An 18,466-nucleotide genomic window follows, 5' to 3' on the forward strand; every position below is an offset into this window, starting at 1 on the left:
AAAATTTTTTAAATCATTTATTTTCAATAAGTTAAATCAATTATTCGTGTGGAACTCTCAGGGTCCGTCCCCATTCAGCCATTTGAATTTTAGTCACGGTTTTTATTTTAATGCCCAACCATTAAAAATTAAGTTAGAATCGCTGATTTACCGGTTGTACAAACTAGCAAATATTATGGCAGTAAAATACAAACCCTTTGATGATCTCGATCTGAGCATTCAACTTAAACGTGGCCAGAAGTATAGAGAAAATCAAATTGATTTTGACAATGCGTCCATTGTTAATAGTGCTTCACGTGTACTTAAGAGTCTGAATATCGATGATTTTATTGCCGTTATGGTAGGTCCAGACAGAGTAGGTCGCAGTTTTATTCTTGCTGATCAGCTGCAAGAAAAGAAAATGGATTTTAGTCAATCTGCCCCCCGATACGTGTTTTTCTCTTTGCCAACAAAACTAGGTGAACACTCAAATGCAGTGGTTATCGATAAAAAAAAGAAAAAAATACATATCATGGATTCCTTAAGTGAAACCTATCCCGAAGCAAAAAAGCAGCTGACTCGGTGTATAGAACAGGGAGTACTGAAAGGGTATGAAATAACCTGTGCTTCTGGAATACAACAAAAGGATAAAATAAGTTGTGGGGTACATACGGCAGCAAACATGATAGAACTGATTTCTGGACACATTGAGCCTTGTGAGGGACATCAATTACCAGAGCGCTCAGAGAACGAAGTCATTAGGCTAACTGGTCTTTTGAGTACGGCAAATGACGATGAGGCAGTTGACAAACAAAAGCGTGAAAAAGAATCGCAAGTCGCGTATCGTCAAAAAGCAACAATTAAAGCGGTACTTTCGAAACTGACACAAAATAGAGATATCGTGCAGTTCTTAACAGCGCTAAATCAAGAAATCCCACCAGACAGTGACTTCAATCAAAGACCTTTGCACGATTTTCTGAACGAATTTGAAAAACGATGTCCTAAGAATGCATTAAATGCCGTGTTCAAAAAGCCAGCGTTCAATAATCTATTAAAACAATTTCCGCCGCTGGATGGAAAACTTAGAGAATCCTTAGAACATGGAATTGCTGAACTATTCCGTAAGAAGAGCTCTTTTGAAAAGCTAAAAAGCCTATTAGGCCGACGAGCTTCTTTTCCGTTGAGTAGTCAAGAATCAAAGAAAGTAAAGCTAGCGATGAAACAGATCGAACTTGAAATTGAAGCAGCTAGTAAATCGCTCAGTGAGGAGGCACGGATAGATTTAGACCGCTTCAGAAAAATATCGGAAATTGATAAGGATTGCTTCGTCAATGGGATTACAGGATTTAATTGCCTCGAGGCAATAAAGGAACTACTAGAAAACAAAAGAGCTTTCACGGAAATGGGTTATGAGATGATAAAATTAAATCCCGCTCAACCTAGATTATTAGTGATCCAAGGGCTGGAGTTACACATTGATCCCTATGCTCCTCTTAATTCCTATTATGCGCATGTGAGTTTGCTTAATGGCCTAAATAGTATTATTGATTCCTTTATTTCTCAGTATGAGAGAGCAAAAAAATTAGATTTATTGTATGAATGGAGCAGTAATTTTTTGGGTTATTGTCTAGATGGCCAGCTTGAGTCGGCCTTTAATTTTTTACAAGTTAGAGATCAACCTAAGATGTCACTTCACGTTGGGATGCACGCTTTTTTATCAGAATATGCGAGAGATTTTGCAGAGGAACAGTTTATAAGGTGTGTAAAAAACTGGGAAAATTTATGTGCTCTTTATGAGGATTACGGGCTTGCACTAACAAAAGTGAAACAAGGTCAACATTACCAAATGACTCGCTCAGACATCAAGGAAGTTTTCACCGAAAAGAGTATTGGTATCGTAGAATGGCATATCTCTCATTTGAGAGTAGCCTTTAGTCCATCCCGGATAGCAAAATTTATGTTAGAAAAGCATCCTAAGTACGTGTTGAGTGATGACCAGGAATTAACTGAGGGATTGATAAAAAGTTATTTAAAAGAGTTTTTAAAGATGGAAGAGCCTATTCAATCAGAAAGTTCCTATACTCGTATGAGGGCACTACATGGTATGGATACAAACTCAGCTAAAACAACGGTTAAAGTTGATCTTGAAAAAGATAGTCAAGTATTCGCGAAACCCAGAAGCGAAACTAGATCAGACGTTTTAAAGTCTGAAATTGGCCATGAGTTAGTGCTTCAAACTCATGGCATCTGATGGCGAGTGGTTTAAACTTTCCGGTATATTTTTCCAGCTTAGGCTGTATGGCTTATATTTGGGGAGTTGGAGTTAACTCATCTTCCTTTTTTTCAACAGATTCTTCTTTCTTAAGTTTAAAACCTCTTTTAACGAGGTCAGCTGAGTCTACAGGTAGGATTTTTCCCCAATAACTTATGCTAATATTTTTCGCTGGGTGAGATTTTTCAAGCAATGTATTTACCACATCATTTTCAAAGCCAGCCGGACCACAAACGAAAACGGAAGTTTCTGGATCAATCTTTCTAGTTTTTAAATGTTCTGTAATACGACCTGATTTAAATTTGCCGCCCGTTTCTTCTGTAAGAGTAATGTAGTGATTGCTGTCACAATTAAGTTTCTTCACCAGCTTAGGAAAGGGGAGGTCTTCAAGGCGTTTTGCAGAATAAATCACTGAAACTTCTTTGCCTTGAGCCCATAGATTCATATATATGTTTCTCATGATGGATTCTGCGGATCCAGCACAAATGAGTAATACCTTTTGTCCTACCGGTTTAAATTCATTTCCACAGGGTGCATCAACTTGAAGTTTCGCATTAACAGCACTTTCAGTTAGAATATTTTTAGCACCACCTTTTAAAAGTTGGCTAATGTATACGTATGAATCATTTGGCCCAGATGCAACTGCTAAATAAATGGGTTTCTTGTCTCCATGAACAACTACATATTGACCGCTCTTACAATCCTTTGGTGAAACATTTTCTATATTAAGAGTATAGACTTGACTCTCTCCATGAACAGATTTTCCGATAAGCTGAGCTTCATGACGTGATAACATAATTTTATTCTTCCTCCAGAGGCATTATAAAAGTCATTTTGAGCTGTTCAAGCCAAAAATGACTCAAAATTATACAATGTATTCCTTAAGGGATTATTAAGCATCCGTTGAACATGTAATCTCGCTGTGACTCAAATGACTTTTTTCAAAGTTTCTATCCCGGGAGAGGGGGAAGTTCGAAGTGAAATTGAAAAATCGGTGTTCAATTCAGGATGAAATCCTGTAAATAGTGAACAGTAATTTTAGTTCTAGATTGAGGCACCCAAAGCGCTATCGTTGCGATTCTCCGCACTTGGTTTTACTTGCTTTAACGTTTCTTTGTAAGAAGTAAACACAAAGGGATCTGGAGAAAATTTAGAGGATTCAATTGCGGCAAGCTGGGCGTTAGACGAATTGATGGTGGTTTTTAGTGTTGATTTTAAAGCCGCAGGTAATACCTTGTCTGGCATGGATTCAATTGTGGCAGACATGTCCATGATCAGTGATTTTAATACTGGGATACGAACTTCTCCCTCTGATTTTTGCATAACAGCAAGTATTTCTTTTACTTCTCTGGGTAAAACTATTTTCTTACCATTCATGTTTAAGGTTATTACGTTTTCATAATCACCAAAAATCCCATATTTTTTGGTTAAATTCCATTTTTTAAAGGCAACTAGCTGATCGAAAACAGCCGAAAACTCACCCTGCATCTGGGCAATGTTTTTTTCATAGGAATCAAACAAGGGTTTTAATTCCGCGACAAGTTGACCTTCCTTCATCAGTGTTTGGCTGAGCCCCCATTTTGTGTAAGGGTTTGCGTGGTGTGATAGTAAAAATTTACACCGTTCAACGTTTTTCTCGACAATCGCAACCCGCAAAGGCGGCAGAGGGGTTCCTCTAATAGTATCTACTTCTGCGTTGACGATCTCTGGGTATTTTCCCAAAATCGCATCCGCAACCTCGTAATTGTCATCCCTCAAGGCTTTAATAAACATTTTTTTGCACCACTCTTCTCCTGCATTTTTAGCCAAAAATAATTCTTTGAATAAGGCAGTGTTTTTGTTCTCATAGCAAAGGTCTAAATCGTCTGTACGGGAAAGGTACAGAGAATTTTCTTTTAAAAGTAGGATGCATTTTCGATAACTATTTTGATGATTATGGAGCAAACCTAATTTGTAGACTTGGTTGAGTGCCTCAGGCTTTAAATCAGCCAAATTAATGTGGCCTATCATTTGATTGAATAAAGCCCCATCTTTTGCAAATAGTTGATTGGGATCGATATGACAACGCTGGCTTTCGGCAAATAGAGTATTTTTATCTTTGATATGCTTGTTAATGGCTACACATAAATCGGTTTGTTTATACCTCAAGGCAATCAAGTAAAAATCAACCAACTGCTCTTGAGATAATTGGGTCATGTCCACGTTTTTTGCAACAAGTTCAAACGCAGAAGAATTTTGAGACAGGAGTACTCCTGGGTTGATATGAAGGTGAGGGCTCTCTAGAAAAAGGGCATTTGGATTCATCTTACCTGTTTTAAGTACATTGGTGATAATATCCAACTTATTATTGGCAAGCGCTAACAAATAGATGTGGTGTAATGTGTTAGCCTCTTGTTCTGAGTAATTCAAACCAGATAAAGCTTGGATAAAAGGATGTATTCGTTGATCAGGTAATTCTTGTGTCTTGCAGAGTTCAATAAAAACACCCATTGATTTCTTCGAGTTTATATCGCGAGTAAGCATGTCTGCAAAGCTGATGTTTTCCTGGCACTTCTTAATCATGACTTGATTATTGAGCATCAAGGCTATCAGGTATGCTTCGTACCATTTGCCCTTTTGGGCTAATAGAGGAAAGAGTCGTTCACTTAATTTACCCCCAGCTTTAAGTACACGATAAAAAGGTTGTTCAGCAACTTTCCCTTTATCTGGAGTGAGTAGATCAGGATTTTTCATTGCTATTTGCGCAAAAAGATCAACTTGTTGTGTCGACAAATAATGCAAGCAATTCTTACCAAAATCATCGGTTTGGGCCAAATCAACCCCTCTTGCTATTAAGAGTCGCATGACTTCAACGCTATTGTATCTTGCCGCAATATTCATTAATGGCATTGGACCATCGGACTTTTTCTGCTGAACTTTAACGTGTATAGGGTTCGTTAACTGAGTAGGATTATTGTTGTACTTGTCGTAATATTCGAGTAATAAACTAAACGTATAACCTTGGTCCTCTTTTGCTGCCTGAGCCAATAGGTAATTAAATGCTTCTGTCTCAAAACGATGACCTTTTTCAAGAAGAAAATGAATCACATTTAGGTCACCTCGATAAAACGCTTTGATCAAGGTATTCTTGTCGACAAACTCTTTTTTATAGTAACGTTCAACAAACCCAATCTTCCCTGATGAAACAGCTGCTTTAAATGCCCGAGGTTTACAAGCCTCTAACTTATCAGGTCCAAGAGTGGCTTCAAGGTAGCGCACCAATTCCTTATCTCCATTTTGAACTGCTTGGGATAATGCGGTGCTGTTGGTGTGTTTATCTTGTTCTCCAAGAGTGTCTGTTCTTTTGCTGTAAATTGCTTTTAATTGTTCACTAGTACTGGGGTAAATCGTCGGTCTTGTTTTAGGATCTTGCAATCGTGAATACACATGCATGCGAACTTCGTGGTAGGTTCCCTCATAGTTGGGGTCATCAAAATTCAATGCATCACTAAGTACTTTCTCAAAGAGATCATTGACTATTTTAGTCAATTCTGCGGCACTCTCTTGTGGCGTATCCTTTTGAGGTATTTCGATAGGAATAACCACTCCTGTTTCAGGATCAACCACTTCAATGAGATTGCCCACACGAGTCATGGATATGGCGTGATTATGAATACTCAAAGTAAACCCTACTCCTTTTTGTACTTTGGGATCGGTGGTTAAATAATTAACAAGAGTTGCTTTAATTTCCTCAACAGTAAGTACTCCAGAAAAATGATGGTGATACGTCAGTGGAAAGGGCTCGCCCTGCCTCTTAAATAAGGCTTCTAAAGCTCCAGCCATTCGATCTTGAATTGCTCCACTCTCTACAGCCAAAAGACGATGCAACCATAGACTATTTTGAATCACGGTTTCATACGCTTTATGGGTTTCAGCGCTTAAATCGCCTGATTCTGGCTCCGATTCATCGATGAGTTTGAGCAGCTTTTCATACTCATCGTATTTTCCAGTTAATGTGCAATACAATCGCCAGACGCTTAAACCCAAACATAATCCTTCATTCATTTCTTCAGTATTTAAGCTGGCTGTTTCGCCCAGAAATCGGCTTTGCCACTGAATGGCCTTCTTGATTAGGTTTTTTTGAGGAAATCGAGGCATAGTGAGCTTTTTGGTTTAAAATAGCACCCATTGTTAATATATAGCACATTAAGTGGTTTTCTGACAAAATAAGCCTGAAAAACAGACCATTAGCCTAATTAATAATTTCTTAATAATTTAATTGTATAATTTGGATTCAATCTTTAAGGGGTGAACCTATTATGCAAGAAAAAAAGGAAGAGTTTGATATTGATGCAGAATTACCACCAATGCCGCCTACGTTGAGAAGGCAAAATGCCATGATCCCTGGAGAGACCACTCAGCCAAGATTTTTTGACACAAAAACCCATGAGTTAGTTTCTGGAAATCCAGATCTTGAACATAAAACAAACAAAGACTTAGTGAAACTATTGTTCTGGCAATCAGGACGATGTAAGCCAAATCAACTTTCCGACATGAGGAAGAATGATAGGAGTGATAGGGATGATGCTAGCGCAAGTTCGCTAGTAGAATGCAAAGCATAAGATTGTTCAAATTTTGATTATTGTGAATGGGGCGTTACATGATAGGAAAGAAAGATACAACAGCAGTACCTCAGGTACCGATTGAAGAAAGAGTTAAGAAGAAGAAATCAGTGCATTGGAATGATAACAACGATCAGGGAAAAATAGATAAACAATATCTACAGTTTTTTGAGGCTTCCAGTCCAACCAAAGAGATTTTGGATGCGGAGATACGTCGTTTAATGCAAGAAGAAGGTTTTTCAGAAACTGATGCCTGTTCTTATGTAGCAAAACCCAGCCTCTCAACAGGTGAGCATCTCTTATACAACCCGGTTTTTTACGATTCTCAGGAAACCATTAAAAAGCGATACGCTGATGTCACTCCAGTTTCTAGTTCAGACTCGAGTCCAGCGACGAATCAGAATAGTTTCTTTACCAGAGAGAATCTCGAAAAGGGCATTGCTGCTCTAGGTATTGCAGTGACGATTGGATTTGCTTTGTCTAAAATTAGGTAATCGGATATCTTATCTCAGTGAGTTTAGTTGTGCCGTAAACAAATAACGACACAACTATTTCTTACGAACTATCGAGTGGAAATGAAAGGAGTCGTCTATGAAGAACGGACATCATCATGAGCATCCTAATGAAACTGAACACCATGCATGTTGCCATAAGAGCCATCCGGTAACCTATCCAAAGACTGCCTCACCTACAACGAATGATGAGGTACTGTACACATGTCCTATGCATCCAGAAATTCGCCAACCATCACCGGGGAATTGTCCTTTATGCGGCATGGCCTTGGAGCCTTTAGTGGCAATGATCTCAGAGGATGAAAATACTGAATATGTTCTCATGAAACGACGATTCTGGATTGCTTTCGTTTTGAGTCTACCTGTGGTAATCATCGAAATGGGTGGGCATGGATTAGTGCAGCTTATTCCATCTAGGATTTCCACCTGGATCCAACTTGTACTTGCAACTCCTGTTGTTTTGTACGGTGGCTTTCCCTTTTTTGAGCGTGCCTGGCTCTCTCTTAAAACCCGTCAATTTAATATGTTTACTTTGATTGCGATGGGAACTGGTGTTGCTTGGATTTATAGTATGATAGCTGCAGTACTGCCTGGTTTGTTCCCCGATGCATTTAGAAATCAAGAGGGGCAGGTTGCCGTTTATTTCGAAGCAGCTGCAGTGATAACGACATTGGTTTTATTAGGTCAAGTGCTGGAGTTAAAAGCTAGGGAGAAAACTGGAAGTGCTATTCGTGCATTATTGAGACTTGCCCCAGAGATCGCTAATCGCATTAACTCCGATGGCAATGAAGAGGAAATATCTCTCGATAAGGTGCATGCTGGTGATAAGCTTCGTGTTCGTCCTGGCGAAAAAATACCCGTTGATGGAGAAGTATTGGAAGGTCTTAGTTATATCGATGAGTCGATGGTTACAGGAGAGCCTCTTCCGGTCACTAAAACAGTTGGGGACAAAGTCATTGGAGGGACTATCAATCAAACTGGTAGTTTTGTAATGACAGCCTTGCTTGTGGGCAGTGATACGATGTTGTCCCGTATTGTGCAAATGGTCAGTGAAGCACAGCGAAGCCGCACTCAGATTCAACGTGTAGCAGATAAGGTTGCAGGATGGTTTGTTCCATTCGTTCTTTTGATAGCTATAGTGTCCTTTATTTTATGGGTGTTTTTAGGACCAGCTCCTTCATTAAGTTATGGTTTGATTGCAGCAGTCTCAGTGCTCATTATTGCATGTCCCTGCGCTTTAGGTTTAGCTACACCGATGTCCATCATGGTTGGTGTTGGAAAAGGGGCACAAAATGGGGTGTTGATAAAGAATGCTGAAGCCTTGGAGCTCATGGAAAAAGTCAACGTCTTGGTTGTTGATAAAACAGGAACACTCACCGAGGGACGACCTCAATTAACTCAAATAGTCAGTGATGGCGTGCTCAGCGAAGAGGAGCTCCTTAAGATGGCTGCTACTCTTGAACGTTTGAGTGAGCATCCGCTTGCGCACGCAATTGTAAAAGCGGCAAAAGAAAAACAACTTGCTTTAGGGGCAGTTGATGGCTTTGAGTCGGAGACTGGCAAGGGAGTCACCGGCCTAGTAAACGGACACCAGGTTGCTATCGGCAATAGGAAATTAATGCAGGAGCAGGGCAATAATAACCTGGCACTTCTTGAAGAAGCGGATGAGTATAGGAATAAAGGAGCCACTGTGATGTTTATTGCAGTGGATGGAAGTACTAGAGCTCTACTGGTAGTCGAAGATCCCATCAAATTAAATACCCCTGAAGTGGTTCAAGAGTTAAAACAAAATGGCATCGACATAGTCATGTTAACCGGAGACAACAAAAAAACGGCTGAAGCTGTCGCGTCTACTCTCGGCATAAGCAAAGTTGTAGCGGAAATTATGCCAGATGATAAAAGTCGAATTGTAGGTGAGCTCAAGGGCAAAGGTTCAATAGTGGCGATGGTTGGTGATGGTGTGAATGACGCCCCTGCATTAGCGAATGCAGACATAGGTATTGCCATGGGTACAGGTACTGATGTCGCTATTGAAAGTGCTGGCATTACACTCTTGCATGGTGATTTACAAGGCATTGTTAAAGCAAGGCGTTTATCCGATTACACCATGAGTAATATTCGTCAGAATTTGTTCTTTGCTTTTATCTATAACGTACTAGGCGTACCCTTAGCTGCGGGTATTCTCTATCCACTAACCGGCTTGCTCTTAAGTCCTATCATCGCAGCAGCAGCCATGACACTTTCATCAGTTTCAGTGATTATCAATGCTTTGAGGTTGAGAATGATGGATATTTCACCCCGTAATCGTGTAAAAAGATGAGATCTCATTTGCTAAGCAATAAAAGTCGTCAGAGAATTGGAGAAACCCAAAAGTTGTATTATAGTTGTACAGTTCTTGCGAAAGGAATCGTAGCCATGTTTAAGTCACTGATTGGTGCCAAAATGCCAATCCAAATCAGCAAAAGGAAAAACAATTGACTAAGAATTTTCTGAGTTACCCGCAGCCGGTGGATTTTATGAAATAATTCTTGGAAGGACGGTCATGGAGTTGATCTAAACTCCCTCAATAAAAACACTGTTTGCCTCAATCTTGGATTTTTTCGTAAGTCCTGTAAATGTACTAAATGTTCCAATATATTAAAAAATAGACTAATATTGGTTTGCCTAATCACCTAATGATAGAGAACAAAACATGTTAAAGCGGGATATCACTACAACCAATATTTTAATCGCTTCTGCTGGAGGCATGATAGGATCAGGGTGGTTGTTTAGTCCTTTTATCAGTGCTCAGATTGCAGGGGGAAATGCCTTAATTAGTTGGGTGATTGCAGCTGTCTTTATGCTCTTTATCGCCTTGCCCTTATGCGAGTTAGGCACTATGTTCCCTGTTTCAGGAGGCATGTCAAATTATCCTTCTTATACTCATGGCCAGGAGGTGGGGTTCCTATTTGCGTGGACTTCTTGGTTGTCTTATGTGGTGATGACCCCAATTGAAATACAAGCTATTTTGCAATACGGTAGTCATTTTTTCCCAGGCCTCGTGGTTGATAGTTCGCAAACCTTAAGTTTGTCGGGAGTGGGCTATGTGGTTGCTTTTGTCATCATGCTGTTCGTGGTCTTACTAAATTCCTACGGTATTAAGTTGTTGGCTGAGTGTAATAAATACGCCAGTCTTATTAAATTTATACTTCCAAGCATCGCTATAGTGGCTTTGATATCACATGCGCCAAATTTTGCGAATCTTGAAATTAATCTGAGTCATCAAAGCAGTTGGCAAGATATTTTTAGTGCTCTTTCTCTTGGGGGGGTCGCTTTTGCCTTTACGGGTTTTCAAAATGGTTTAATGCTCGCAGGAGAGGTTAAAAACCCTCAAAGAAACATCCCAATCAGTATATTAGGTGCTGTACTAATCGGCTTTTTATTGTATTTTATGTTGCAATTGAGCTTCATCATTGCAGTACCCTCACAGTATCTTTCTAATGGATGGCACGCACTGAGCTACCCTGGCGATAGCGGCCCATTAGTGGGATTAACTTTATTATTAGGTTTGGGCATAGTCGCCAGTTTGCTCATGTTTGATGCGGTGTTTTCACCCTTTGGTACGACCCTTGTGTATACCGCAGCAACTTCACGTATTCTTTATGGTATGGCACAAAACAGCCATTTACCTAAGATTTTTCTTAAAGTGAATAAACATAACATTCCTTACGTTACTTTATACGCGAATCTGGCTGTGGGATTGTTTTCCTTTATGCCATTCCCGGGATGGCAAAAGCTGGTGGCTTTCTTGTCTTCAGCAAGCATTTTGTCCTATTGCATTGGGCCTATCTGCTTAATGGCAATGCGCCGTTTGCAACCAACAGAGCATCGACCGTTTAAATTAAAAAACCATTTGTTTTTCTCCCATATTGCATTTTATGTCTGTAATTTAATGCTCTATTGGTGCGGATTTTCCATCATATGGAAATTGGATGTGGCCTTGTTAATCGGTTTATTGATAAGTTTACTCTACCAACGTAAACGCATCGCTGATTGTGATGCCTCTATAGTTTGGTTCTTAACTTATATGAGCGGTTTAACACTTATTTCCTATCTTGGTTCCTTTGGTGGGATCAATTTATTGGCTTTCCCAGAGGACTTACTGTGTATCTTACCTTTTAGCATGTTCTTTTTATGGATGTCGCAAAAGGTTATTGTTTCTAAAATTGGAACTGAAGACCTTATTCTAACAAATGAGTCTTATTAGACGGTAAGTGGGGTCGTTTGACCCATCCAATGATCCCTTAATGCTTAACGGACAGACCCTCACCAGGGGCTGTCCCCATTCTTTTTTCAATAAATGCTTTCCAAGCAGTAGCGATAACTCAGGTCATTTGCTCCAACAAACGATCCCTATTTACCATTGAGTCTTAAGAGAGCACTGTGTTCATGAGGTACCGATTTGGTGTATAATAAAAGAACACAGGGTTAAATTTGTATCGCATAAATGACTTCCTCGCACCAAAAAATGAAAGATCTAACAACTCTTTCACCCCAAAAACCAGTGGAAGGGAATCAAGCAAAAGCCTCCCAAAATCAATTCGACATTTTTTCAAGTGGATTTTCCCTAAAGGTATCTTTTGTTGAGGAAGAACTACAGAATGCAGCAAGACATGGTGTGAATACGTCTCGTTTTGGTTTACTGACAACGTCTTATTCCGATCATCTACCCATTAAGACAACCTTTCAAGAAAAAGGCATTATGAGTTGGAACATGTTGGCTGATGTGCATCTTAAAAATCAGCTGATGGCTGTTTCTGGGTATAAATTGATTGTTGAAGTCATCAAAAAATATCGAAAAGAACTTGAAGAAGAGGATCTTCTGTCCAAACATAAAAACGATTATTTCAAAAATATGCACGTATTTTTAGCTGAATTCGCTCAATTTGCTCTAAGTACAAAATCACGGGAAAATGAAGTGATTATTGATGTACAGTTAATCAATCGATTTATTAATTCCGACCCAAGCAAGGCAATAGCAAGAAAAGAAATCGTTAATCTATTCAATAATCAGCCAACCGCTATTCGTCAGGAGTGGTTATTAGCAGTTGTCCATGCTTGTCAGATGTATGAGCAGATAAGCAACACCTTAAAATGGGATAAGAGGTATGAACATCTTGCACAAGACAGTGAGCTGATTTCTGAGTTTAGATCGAGGGATTTTATTTGCCTGCAGGAGTGCTCCAAACCTAAAGATATTTTAGACAGCATCAATGCCGCAGACCTAAAAGCAAGTAAACAACCAACCTACGGAATGATTACTCATAAGGTCAGAGGAGATGATCATTGTGTCATCATTTACAACGTTCAAAAATATAAACCTGTTGGAGAGCCTGTCAAATTTGCATTAGGGAAGGGTGAAGAAAAGAATAAACCGTGTATTCTGTGTAAATTTGAAAAAATAGACACTACTCCCGATAAACCCGAGCAGTTTATTATAGGCTCAATTCACCACCCTGGTGGGGACAGGCAACTCCAACTCACGGATATTTTCGAGCATGAGCAAACGTTACAAAACACTGAGCGAACTGTTCCTTATTGTATTTGTGGAGACTATAACAACACAGCGGATACTTTAAAAAGAGGATTGAAATCAGTTTCTTCATCGACTGCCCACTTTCACACAGCCTGTTCATTCGGGGGAACCATGGCAGGCCAGGATTACGGTAATGCAAACAAGGCAATTGATGGTGTTCTAAGCTCTCAAGAACAGATGGAAGTTTCCGTTGTGACTCAAAAAGTAGCAAACCCAGTAGAGAGCCAAATGCGAGTCCGTTTGTCTTAGTCTATGTCCCTGTTTTTTAAGCAAATAGCGCAAGATCGATTCCTATAATTGGTGTGTCTTTATGCACACTAAGATCATCATTTATGCGTTATGAAAAACATCATTATCATTTTGCACACTAACGCTACCAATTTCTGTAAATTAATTGTAAGATTCATTCCACAATTAATCTTCTGAGGAAGGTTGATTGTTAATAGGTTGAGTAATTATTTTAATTGATTAAAGGAGTTTTAATTATGCCTACACCACCTAATTCACCTAAATCTGATCAAAAACAAGAAGAACAAACAGTAAACAATCCTGGACAGAATGGGGTGAATCCGAATGGGGAGCAACAGAATGCTCAGCCTAATCCTGAGAACCAACCTAACCAAAACGCTCTACCACGTGTTAGGGGTGCGGTGTTGTCGTTATTTGGCTTTTCACCAAGAGCTCATGTTAGTTTATGCCCACATTCAGTAGGGACTTTTCATCTAGCAGAAGTAGTGGATGGCGTTTTCAGATTTGGTCATGTTGGAACTAATCATCCAGAAATTTTCTTAATATTATTTGCTGCTGCGTTAAATGAGATGAATGTAGAAGAACTTGATAACGAAAACCAAGAAGTAAACACACCGGCGCAGCCTTCTGAAGAAAAGAGCGAGCCATCACAAGAAGCAAGCTCAGAAAGTGAAGAAGACGAAAAAGAAGAAGATGAAGAACATGATGAAGAGAATCAATCAACTTTCTCTATGTAATTCTTTGCTTTATTGATACGAAACGAAGCTGTAAAAAGGACGAGCCTCATTGAGGCCCGTCCTTTTTTTGTTTTAAGAACATCCGCTCCCTTACGGTCACGGCTCGGATTAGTGTCGTACGGGGACGGACCCCACTGGGGTCCGTCCCCACGAATAGTACAAATCAAATCCGAGCCGCGACCGTAAGGGAGCGGATGTATTTTCTGCAAATGATCATCAAACAAAGGGAAGCCCAACAACAAGCCTTAATTGTCTTTGGGACCCATATCAAGGTTAACACTCGGATCTGAATTCATTTCTGGTCCTCTATCTTGCGGGATGGATGGTTCTAATTCCTCAAATTGATTTTTAAGTATTCCTGCAAGATGTTTTGCCTTTTCTATCAGTTTACTATCGTCCTTATCAGACAAGACGCTCTCAATGTTATGCTTGGTAATTGCCCTATGGATGATGGGTAGTGCATTTTTGAAATTAGCAAGTCGGTCAGAAAGCAAGGAAAAGTTAGCTTTTTCACAGCCAGTAAAATCCACTACCCCAGCTAAATGTTTGACAAAGACTAGGGCGTCATGCTCAGCTGCGTCACTATCGGACTTAGCGACAATTCTTGCTAAGGCCAAATCCAGGTTGTGTATATTTTTTTGATTCGTTACAAACTCTTCTAACTGCTTTTCTGCTTCTTTTCCAAATAAGCCTTCCATGATTTCTGTCATTGAGCTATGTTTTGCATGAGGGTCCAATACTTGGGGCTGATTGCTTTCTTCGAACAGGTTTCTATGTTCATCCTTGTTTTCATCCTCATCCGATTTACTGAAGTATTTTTCCTTTATCGATTTAAAGGCCGACTTAATATAAGGTGCTACTAGTGGTACAGTCACGCGCCCAACCACGTATAACAATCCAAGTGCTGCTGAGCCAACCAATAGTCCTATTCCTACAGGTGGGAAAAACAATGAAAGAATGGCGCCCGTTAGTGCGACCGATGCTAAACCAATACCTACACCTTTATCCATAAAGGCAGTTAACCCCATCTTTTTCAGTTTGGTTTGTTGTTCAACCTGATTGTCCTTTAATTCCCTTAACGTTGTTTCGAGTTTAGGTCTTTCATGTTCCAATCGTGTGAGTTCTTTATTGATTTGATCGAGACTTTCTTGGGAAATATTTTTATTTTCTAGCTGAGTAAGAAGATCTTTGGCTGTTTTAACATTTAACTCTAACAGCCCCTCATTTTCACTAATCTCTTTTTCGGTCTTTGCTAGTGCTTTCTTTATTTTGTTGCGCTGAATAATTAAGTGTCCAAGAGTGACAACACTACCCACTAAAACGAGGCCAGCTGCAGCGATAGCTAATGGAGGAGCAAGTGCAGGTAGAGCTAAAGAAGTGATTGTTAAAGCCAATAAAGCTGCCGAGTATCCCCATTGAGCACCTTTAGTCAGCTCAATCGGAGGTTTTTGACCAGCAATGACACCAGCAAAGAAGACAGCTGGAATTCTTACAACATTAACGGCACTGAACACTATATTCGCGCCATGAAAACCTCCACCCACAGCTTGACTAGTATTTGATAAATGGCCGGTCACTTGAGCTAGTGCAGTGGCTGTTGACCCCACGGCAGTTGCAGATTTGAGAAGTCCTGCAACAAAAGGGAGATCGATTAAAGGCTCTTCTTCAGGCAATTTGCCTTCATAATCAAAAGCCTGACTCAACTGTTCAGCCTTTTTTCGAGCTTCTTTTCTAGCTTTTTCTTTGAGATCTTCCGCGCTCTCTTGGTGTAGAAGGTGCTCTTCTATACTACTGATCATGGATTGATCGGACTTCTGATTACTCATTTTTATGGGCCTTTTGTTACTTTCTATAAATATAGCTTAAAACAGGTGGGGATTAAAACCGTAGTCCTGGTAGTTTTCACTACTTTAGTCTATTAATTAAATAGTTAGGCCAAGGAAATTGGTTCCAATGATAACAATAAAGCATTTCTCATTACGAATTGCCATTCAGAGCATATTCATTGCTACGTTTATAGTTCTTATAGCCGCAGTGATGTATTTATCCACCAATAAATTTTCTGAATCCATATCTTATTACTCTAAAGAATTAATGGAAAAAACGGCTATGAATGTTATCCATGAATTTAGTAATGAAGTTAGTCCCGCTTATTCCTTCAACAAACTCACCCAAACTTTGTTTGAGCAAGACATAGGACAACCTGAGGAGATGATAGAATACACCTATTATATTGCAAAGAATATTCCCCATTACAAACTCAATTACCCAATGCGAATTGCAGCATGGGGGGATGTTGATGGAAATAGCGTGATCACCGTTCTAGAAACGGATGGCACCTTTTCAACGTTTTTGATTAAACCATTTGAGACTCCTCCAATTAATGTCAAGTATTATCGAAATCTACAAGGTGAAATCATTAAAGAGGAAAGCATTTCCGTAAACTATGATCCCCGAACACGCCCATGGTATCTGCAAGCAATTAATGCTGAACATCCTGTATGGACAGACATCTATTATTCACAACCCTACAGAAACTTAACAATCGCTTCTGCTGTTCCTTTGTTCAATAAAGAGCAAAAAAAGTTAGGGGTATTCGAAATCGAGATTAAATTGATAGGCCTTTCAAATTTTTTATCAACGACTAAGATATCTAAAAATTCTCAGATATTTATTTTGAATGGCAAAAACCAACTCAGTGTTTATCCAGGGATGGAAAAAATCACTGGTGAAGGCTCTGAGGTCAATAGGACCAACGCTTTAAAGGCTAAAGGAAAACTTTGGCAAGTTAAAGCAATAGAACTGTACAATCAAACTCAGCGGGATTTTTTTAAATATGAATTCGAAAATAATGTTTATTTGGCGTATTTCAAAGTCATTCCAGGATTAGGCAATCATGGTTTAAAAATTGGGATTGTAGCTCCGGAAAATGATTTTATGGGGGACTTAAAAGAAGCTAATTTCCTAGTCCAATTGATCAGCCTAGGGATTTTAGTCATAGGCATTTTTCTAATACGAATTTTCTCAAATTTAATAACAAGGCCTTTAAAATTAATTATTGAAGATACAAGACGGATCAAGCAATTTCATCTAGACACTTCAACAACAATAAAATCTCATGTCACTGAGATTATTGTTCTAGCTGAAGCCATCCAATCGATGAAATCCAATTTGAAGTCCTTTCAAAAATACGTACCAACCGATCTTGTTCGACAACTGATACAGACAGGACTTACGAAAAACCCCAAGGTCGAGGCAAAAGAACTTTTTAATGAGGGAGTTTAGATGGACTAAATGACCGAATTAAAAAGTTCTTTTAACAAAGAGATTGGGGTTTTTCGTAAGTCCTGACAGAGTGGCGATGACGTAAAGATTGGTGGCGCTAAGCGTTCAATAACCGCTTTTTTTAGCGACATCAGAAATTTTACTGACATTTCAGAAAACATGGATGCAGAGTCTTTAATGTTGCATTTATGTGACTATTTTGAGGAACTCTCCAAAATCATAACCAGTGAGAACGGGACTATTGATAAATACATAGGGGATGCCATCATGGCCTTTTGGGGAGCGCCAATTGAGGATGAAAGCCATTGTTTAAAAGCATGCAATGCCGCTTTGAAGTGTCAACTCCGTTTAAACGAACTTAATGAACAATGGGAAAAACAAAAGAAACCGAAGTTACTTACGGGAATAGGAATTCATACGGGTTCTGCAATCATTGGTAACATTGGCTCTTCCTCTAGACTTAATTACACAGCGATCGGTGATACCATTAATACAGCCAGTCGCCTAGAGTCTTTAAGCAAACAGTATGGCTCTGTCATTGTGGTGAGCGAGGATGTGGTCAATGCTACCCAAGATCATTTTGAGTTTCGGTTCTTAGAGCAAGTAAGCATTCGAGGGAAAACGGGAAGCTACAAAATCTATGAATTAGTGGGTGTTAAGAGCATAAAATCATCCTCTTAATTTTTACAGGACTTACTAAAATCTCCCAATCTCTTCATTAACACTACAGGTCAATTCAGTCATTTAGAGCATTGAAATTCCTTCATTGACATGTATTGTTACCTCGATCTTGAGCTTTTTCGTAAGTCCTGTTTTCAACACGAATCCCGTTCATGTGCTAAAATAATAATCAAGAAATTAAATTATAAATCAAGTTAAACCATCATAGCTATTTAAAAGGATTTCATGATGAAAACAATCATAGTAGCGATTATGTGTTTCTTATCATTTCAGCTTCATGCTGCAGCTTGTAAATGCAACACTAACCCAGCAGACATTACTCTTTGTGCCAGCCAAAACGATACGGAGCATCCTTGTCATGCGGTAACTCCTTCTCCTTCATTGGGAGTAGCACCCATATTTAATGCCTGTCCTGTCACAAAAATCAATGATCCAGTCACTGGACTTCCCAGATGGGTGACTATGTGTAATTGGTAAGTCCTGTCCAAATAGGAAGCGGAGCAAGCGTGTGCTGGACTGTAAAGCCCAGCGTGATTTGGAGAACATCTAAAATGTTGTGCTTCGTTTCATACAGT

General features: G+C 39.4%; 13 protein-coding genes. 10 read left to right on the plus strand and 3 right to left on the minus strand.

Translation table 11 applies throughout. From position 1 onward, the window contains the following. The first annotated feature begins 175 nt into the window (after nt 1–175). Complete coding sequence (locus Lwal_RS14860) at nt 176–2,230, plus strand: hypothetical protein (protein ID WP_095197574.1); 2,055 nt, start codon at nt 176–178, stop codon at nt 2,228–2,230. A gap of 52 nt (nt 2,231–2,282) precedes the next feature. Here the strand turns inward: Lwal_RS14860 and Lwal_RS14865 are convergent, their stop codons facing one another. Then, complete coding sequence (locus tag Lwal_RS14865; RefSeq protein WP_058481581.1) at nt 2,283–3,047, minus strand: ferredoxin reductase domain-containing protein; 765 nt, start codon at nt 3,045–3,047, stop codon at nt 2,283–2,285. A 248-nt stretch (nt 3,048–3,295) separates the two neighbouring features. Further along, nucleotides 3,296–6,388, minus strand: a complete 3,093-nt coding sequence (locus Lwal_RS14870; RefSeq protein WP_058481582.1) for an ankyrin repeat domain-containing protein — start codon at nt 6,386–6,388, stop codon at nt 3,296–3,298. Between the two features lie 161 nt (nt 6,389–6,549). On the opposite strand from Lwal_RS14870, the gene Lwal_RS14875 reads away from it, so the two are divergent. From Lwal_RS14875 to Lwal_RS14900, 6 genes are all read left to right on the plus strand, one after another. Continuing rightward, nucleotides 6,550–6,852: a hypothetical protein gene (locus tag Lwal_RS14875; protein WP_058481583.1), complete on the plus strand. Its 303-nt coding sequence runs from the start codon at nt 6,550–6,552 to the stop codon at nt 6,850–6,852. 38 nt (nt 6,853–6,890) lie between these two features. After that, the gene (locus tag Lwal_RS14880; RefSeq protein WP_058481584.1) at nt 6,891–7,346 is read left to right on the plus strand and encodes a hypothetical protein; all 456 of its coding nucleotides are present in this window, start codon (nt 6,891–6,893) and stop codon (nt 7,344–7,346) included. A 97-nt stretch (nt 7,347–7,443) separates the two neighbouring features. Beyond that, nucleotides 7,444–9,684: a copper-transporting P-type ATPase gene (locus Lwal_RS14885; RefSeq protein WP_058481585.1), complete on the plus strand. Its 2,241-nt coding sequence runs from the start codon at nt 7,444–7,446 to the stop codon at nt 9,682–9,684. Nucleotides 9,685–10,056: 372 nt separating this feature from the next. Then, nucleotides 10,057–11,610, plus strand: coding sequence for an APC family permease (locus Lwal_RS14890; protein WP_058481586.1), 1,554 nt, complete (start codon nt 10,057–10,059; stop codon nt 11,608–11,610). 261 nt (nt 11,611–11,871) lie between these two features. After that, a complete protein-coding gene (locus Lwal_RS14895) occupies nt 11,872–13,188 on the plus strand; it encodes an endonuclease/exonuclease/phosphatase family protein (protein WP_133141265.1) in 1,317 nt (438 codons plus the stop codon). A gap of 236 nt (nt 13,189–13,424) precedes the next feature. After that, nucleotides 13,425–13,925, plus strand: coding sequence for a hypothetical protein (locus tag Lwal_RS14900; RefSeq protein WP_058481588.1), 501 nt, complete (start codon nt 13,425–13,427; stop codon nt 13,923–13,925). Nucleotides 13,926–14,170: 245 nt separating this feature from the next. Here the strand turns inward: Lwal_RS14900 and Lwal_RS14910 are convergent, their stop codons facing one another. Further along, entirely contained in the window at nt 14,171–15,751 is a 1,581-nt protein-coding gene (locus Lwal_RS14910; protein WP_133141264.1) for a hypothetical protein, read from the minus strand. 127 nt (nt 15,752–15,878) lie between these two features. Between Lwal_RS14910 and Lwal_RS14915 the strand changes: the two genes are divergently transcribed. The 3 genes from Lwal_RS14915 to Lwal_RS14925 all read left to right on the plus strand — a co-directional run bounded on the left by Lwal_RS14915 (nt 15,879) and on the right by Lwal_RS14925 (nt 18,368). Beyond that, nucleotides 15,879–17,210, plus strand: a complete 1,332-nt coding sequence (locus tag Lwal_RS14915) for a HAMP domain-containing protein (RefSeq protein WP_058481591.1) — start codon at nt 15,879–15,881, stop codon at nt 17,208–17,210. A 108-nt stretch (nt 17,211–17,318) separates the two neighbouring features. Further along, nucleotides 17,319–17,891, plus strand: coding sequence for an adenylate/guanylate cyclase domain-containing protein (locus Lwal_RS14920; protein WP_269458327.1), 573 nt, complete (start codon nt 17,319–17,321; stop codon nt 17,889–17,891). Nucleotides 17,892–18,119: 228 nt separating this feature from the next. Then, nucleotides 18,120–18,368, plus strand: a complete 249-nt coding sequence (locus Lwal_RS14925; RefSeq protein ID WP_058481593.1) for a hypothetical protein — start codon at nt 18,120–18,122, stop codon at nt 18,366–18,368. Nucleotides 18,369–18,466 lie beyond the last annotated feature (98 nt).

It is taken from the genome of Legionella waltersii, assembly GCF_001468085.1.
GTDB classification, from domain to species: domain Bacteria; phylum Pseudomonadota; class Gammaproteobacteria; order Legionellales; family Legionellaceae; genus Legionella; species Legionella waltersii.

Bases quoted from the DNA above. Each gene is read 5' to 3' on its own strand.
- Lwal_RS14860 (WP_095197574.1), top strand. From the start codon at position 176: ATGGCAGTAAAATACAAACCCTTTGATGATCTCGATCTGAGCATTCAA.
- Lwal_RS14865 (WP_058481581.1), bottom strand. From the start codon at position 3,047: ATGTTATCACGTCATGAAGCTCAGCTTATCGGAAAATCTGTTCATGGA.
- Lwal_RS14870 (WP_058481582.1), bottom strand. From the start codon at position 6,388: ATGCCTCGATTTCCTCAAAAAAACCTAATCAAGAAGGCCATTCAGTGG.
- Lwal_RS14875 (WP_058481583.1), top strand. From the start codon at position 6,550: ATGCAAGAAAAAAAGGAAGAGTTTGATATTGATGCAGAATTACCACCA.
- Lwal_RS14880 (WP_058481584.1), top strand. From the start codon at position 6,891: ATGATAGGAAAGAAAGATACAACAGCAGTACCTCAGGTACCGATTGAA.
- Lwal_RS14885 (WP_058481585.1), top strand. From the start codon at position 7,444: ATGAAGAACGGACATCATCATGAGCATCCTAATGAAACTGAACACCAT.
- Lwal_RS14890 (WP_058481586.1), top strand. From the start codon at position 10,057: ATGTTAAAGCGGGATATCACTACAACCAATATTTTAATCGCTTCTGCT.
- Lwal_RS14895 (WP_133141265.1), top strand. From the start codon at position 11,872: ATGAAAGATCTAACAACTCTTTCACCCCAAAAACCAGTGGAAGGGAAT.
- Lwal_RS14900 (WP_058481588.1), top strand. From the start codon at position 13,425: ATGCCTACACCACCTAATTCACCTAAATCTGATCAAAAACAAGAAGAA.
- Lwal_RS14910 (WP_133141264.1), bottom strand. From the start codon at position 15,751: ATGAGTAATCAGAAGTCCGATCAATCCATGATCAGTAGTATAGAAGAG.
- Lwal_RS14915 (WP_058481591.1), top strand. From the start codon at position 15,879: ATGATAACAATAAAGCATTTCTCATTACGAATTGCCATTCAGAGCATA.
- Lwal_RS14925 (WP_058481593.1), top strand. From the start codon at position 18,120: ATGAAAACAATCATAGTAGCGATTATGTGTTTCTTATCATTTCAGCTT.